A 3510-nucleotide genomic window follows, 5' to 3' on the forward strand; every position below is an offset into this window, starting at 1 on the left:
GGGCGAAGACGCCGTTTGCCTATATGATTGGCTCCATCGCAACATTCTGGATGATAGATCGAATCAGCGGGTTTTAGAACGAAGGTGCATCGTGAAGGCCGACGGCGATTTTTTTTGTGCTGGATCCGCTTGACATAGTTCCGGTAGTGAAGAAAACACAATAAGACAGGATGTTACATTTTCAGTTCCGAGTTCCGAATTCATTACTCAAACTTGACAGGAGAGCTATATCATGAAAAAACATGTGTTAACGATCTGTTTAACCGTCATTTCGCTGCTGTTTGCTTCCACATTACCCGCGCAGGAATCCAATGAAGAATTATCCATACGGGCAGCCAATCCTCTCGCTGACCTGATGAGTTTTCCGTTCCAGTTCAACAACGATTTTGGTCTTGGAGAGTTCAACCGCACACGTAACGTATTGAATGTGCAGCCGGTCATACCGCTGGCCGGCGGCAAAATCATCACCCGTACCATCCTGCCGTTCGTCTGGATACCAGACATCACCTCAGAGAGCGGCTCTTTTTCTTCAGGGCTGAGTGATATCGCGTTCACGGCCTTTTATGTACCGGGAGGTGGCGCGATCACGTGGGCTTTCGGACCTCTGATAGAGTTTCCGACCGGAGGTAAGCTGCGCGGTTCCAAGAAGTGGAGTCTGGGACCTTCTGTCGTCGCTCTTATGCAGTCCGGAGATTGGACACTTGGCATCCTGGCGAACAATATCTGGTCGGTGGCGGGCAGCTCAGACCGTGCCAGCGTCAGCAAAGGCGGTATGCAATATTTCATCGTGCGGCAGCTCGGTAACGGATGGTATGTCAACAGCGCTCCCCTCATCACAGTAAACTGGAAAGCCGCCGCTGGCCAGAAGTGGATTGTGCCGTTTGGTGTTGGAGGCGGGAAACTTATTTTCTTTGGTGGACTGCCGGTAAACGTGCAGTCACAGGTATATTTCAACGTCGTTAAACCGGATATCGGCCCGGATTGGCAGTTCCGCATTCAGATCCAGACCTTGCTGCCGACCAGTATGTTTCGTGGCGGTAAAAAATAACGACACGGCTCCTATGATATATATTTCGGAGCGAAGGCACCAAAGGCAAAGAAAGCAACTGGATACAAACCATACCGGGCAAGGGCTGGAATGTGATCCTGCGCTTTGTTAGGCACGATCATCAAATGATAAGATTCTTTAGAAGAATTCGACTACAACTCATTAACGAAAATAATACAGGAAATTATTTAAAATATGCCATTGGTGAAATCGTGCTAGTTGTAATCGGGATATTGATTGCCTTGCAGATTAACAATTGGAATGAGAACCGAAAAAATTCCGTGGCACAAATTGAAATGCTTTCAAACCTGAAAGAAGAATTTTTAAAGAATCAAGAAACACTAAATAATGAAATATCCAATCATTTGTTTGTGGCTACACAAACCAGGGCATTATCCGAATTGATTGGCCCGGAAGCAAAAGGTGTAAAGCCATCGGTATTTAATGCTATGATATTAGGGATGTGTTATTTACCGCAATACTACCCTTCCGAGGGGGTAATCAATTCTATTATGGCATCTGAACAATTATCTTTAATTAAAAATAATGAATTAAAATATCTAATAACAACTTGGCCAGGCAGATACCAGGCATACTCCTTTAACATAAAAATAAACTATGATTATTATATGAATCATATATACAGATTTCTTAGCAAGAATTACCCATTGAAAAACATGGAAGTTTATTCGGTATTTACTGACATAGGAGATGTGGGCCCAAGTAGGTTTAGTGTAGATCAGGAAACAATGATTTCAAATCCGGAATTCGAAAATCACGTGGAAATGCGGAGACTCAATGCAGACGTTTTACTCACAAGCGCAAAATCGCTATATGAGTTTCAGGAGCAATTATTGGCAATAATCGAAATTGAACTAAGTAACCCTACAAAATAATAACATATAAACGCTCCCTCGTCCAATTTGAAACGAGGTTAAATGGATCAATCTTCTTGCCGACTACAAAAAAAATTAACAAGAAAGGAGATGGAAAATGTATTCTCAAGAATGGCATACGGGTCCGCATCCGGCGGTTCACACCGTTGGATAATCTCAACGTCTGGACCCTTTCAATAGAGAGGTTTGACATACCCGATGAACGCAAGAGAATATATGAATAGTACTCAAGAATCATTCATCTCAAGATTTTTTAAGCTTGAATCTGCGAGCGGCATAATCCTCATGTTCGCTGCTGTGCTTGCTCTTGTGTGCGCAAATACACCTTTGCAATCATACTATGCATTGTTTCTTGATACCCCGGTAGAAATTCGTATAGGCGCTTTAGAAATCGCGAAGCCATTATTGCTCTGGATCAACGACGGATTGATGGCTATATTTTTTTTTCTCGTCGGTCTGGAGTTGAAAAGGGAGCTTATTGAAGGCGAGCTTTCGGATAAACGAAATATTATCCTACCCGGTGTAGGGGCGATTGGCGGCATGGTGGCTCCGGCATTTATTTATATTTATTTCAACACTGGTGATACTGCAGCTATGGCAGGCTGGGCCATCCCGGCAGCAACTGATATTGCTTTCGCTTTGGGCGTATTATCCTTGCTGGGTTCCAGAGTGCCTACTGCCATAAAGATATTCCTCACCTCATTGGCAATATTTGACGACATTGGTGCAATTATAATCATTGCTGTTTTCTACACAGCAAAAATTTCGCTGACCGCACTCGTAGTCGTTTCATGTTGTATCCTAATTCTCACCTTATTGAACAAGCGTAATGCCGAATCAAAAAGTCTTTATTTACTGTTTGGCGTCATCATGTGGGTGGCTATGTTGAAGTCTGGGGTACATGCAACATTGGCGGGTGTTGTTTTGGCTATGTTTATTCCACTAAGGTCAAAAACGAACGGCCATTACTCTCCTTTAAAGAGTATGGAACATGATTTACACTCTGCGGTAGCATTTTTTGTTCTTCCCTTCTTCGCGTTCGCTAATGCAGGTATTAGTTTTGCCGGAGTGGGGGCTGAACAAATATTTCACAGCGTTCCACTGGGCATTGCACTCGGTTTGTTTATCGGAAAGCAAGTCGGTATTTTCGGTATTTGTTGGGTTGCTATTAAGTTTAAATTAACCAAGCTGCCGGCTGGCATGTCTTGGGGTTCTTTGTATGGCACTGCGGCTCTTTGCGGTATAGGTTTCACAATGAGCCTTTTCATAGGCTCACTTGCTTTTGAAGAAACTGGTGTCAACCTGTTATTTGATGAGCGTCTAGGCATTATTTTAGGTTCCTTAGCCTCAGGTATTGTTGGTTATTTGGTATTGGACATTAGTTTCGTTCAACAAATCGTTCAACTTGACCGCGCAAAAAACGCGCGCGCAAGTTAACTCAAACGTTGTTGTATAAAAAGAGAAAGAAGGTCATGAAGAATAAAGTGACGATCATTAAGCCCGGAGGGACTACTTGCGTACGTAGATCTTCAAAATGGAGCAAAAGAGTGCTTAGCTCGACACAAT

At 43.3% G+C, this 3510-nt stretch carries 3 protein-coding genes; all 3 read left to right on the plus strand.

The window, feature by feature from the left end; all coding sequences use genetic code 11:
- Positions 1-232 precede the first annotated feature (232 nt).
- The 3 genes from IH879_21630 (at position 233) to nhaA (ending at position 3381) form a co-directional block, all read left to right on the plus strand.
- On the plus strand, positions 233-1048 hold the full coding sequence (locus IH879_21630) for a neuromedin U (protein MCH7677527.1): 816 nt from the start codon (positions 233-235) through the stop codon (positions 1046-1048).
- Between the two features lie 125 nt (positions 1049-1173).
- Positions 1174-1944, plus strand: coding sequence for a hypothetical protein (locus IH879_21635; GenBank protein ID MCH7677528.1), 771 nt, complete (start codon positions 1174-1176; stop codon positions 1942-1944).
- A 216-nt stretch (positions 1945-2160) separates the two neighbouring features.
- Positions 2161-3381 carry a Na+/H+ antiporter NhaA gene (nhaA, locus tag IH879_21640; GenBank protein MCH7677529.1) on the plus strand — a complete coding sequence of 407 codons (1221 nt, stop codon included), beginning with the start codon at positions 2161-2163 and terminating at the stop codon, positions 3379-3381.
- Positions 3382-3510 lie beyond the last annotated feature (129 nt).

This window comes from candidate division KSB1 bacterium (assembly GCA_022562085.1).
Lineage (GTDB): Bacteria > Zhuqueibacterota > Zhuqueibacteria > Oceanimicrobiales > Oceanimicrobiaceae > Oceanimicrobium.

Bases quoted from the DNA above. Each gene is read 5' to 3' on its own strand.
- IH879_21635 (MCH7677528.1), top strand. From the start codon at position 1,174: ATGATAAGATTCTTTAGAAGAATTCGACTACAACTCATTAACGAAAAT.
- nhaA (MCH7677529.1), top strand. From the start codon at position 2,161: ATGAATAGTACTCAAGAATCATTCATCTCAAGATTTTTTAAGCTTGAA.
- IH879_21630 (MCH7677527.1), top strand. From the start codon at position 233: ATGAAAAAACATGTGTTAACGATCTGTTTAACCGTCATTTCGCTGCTG.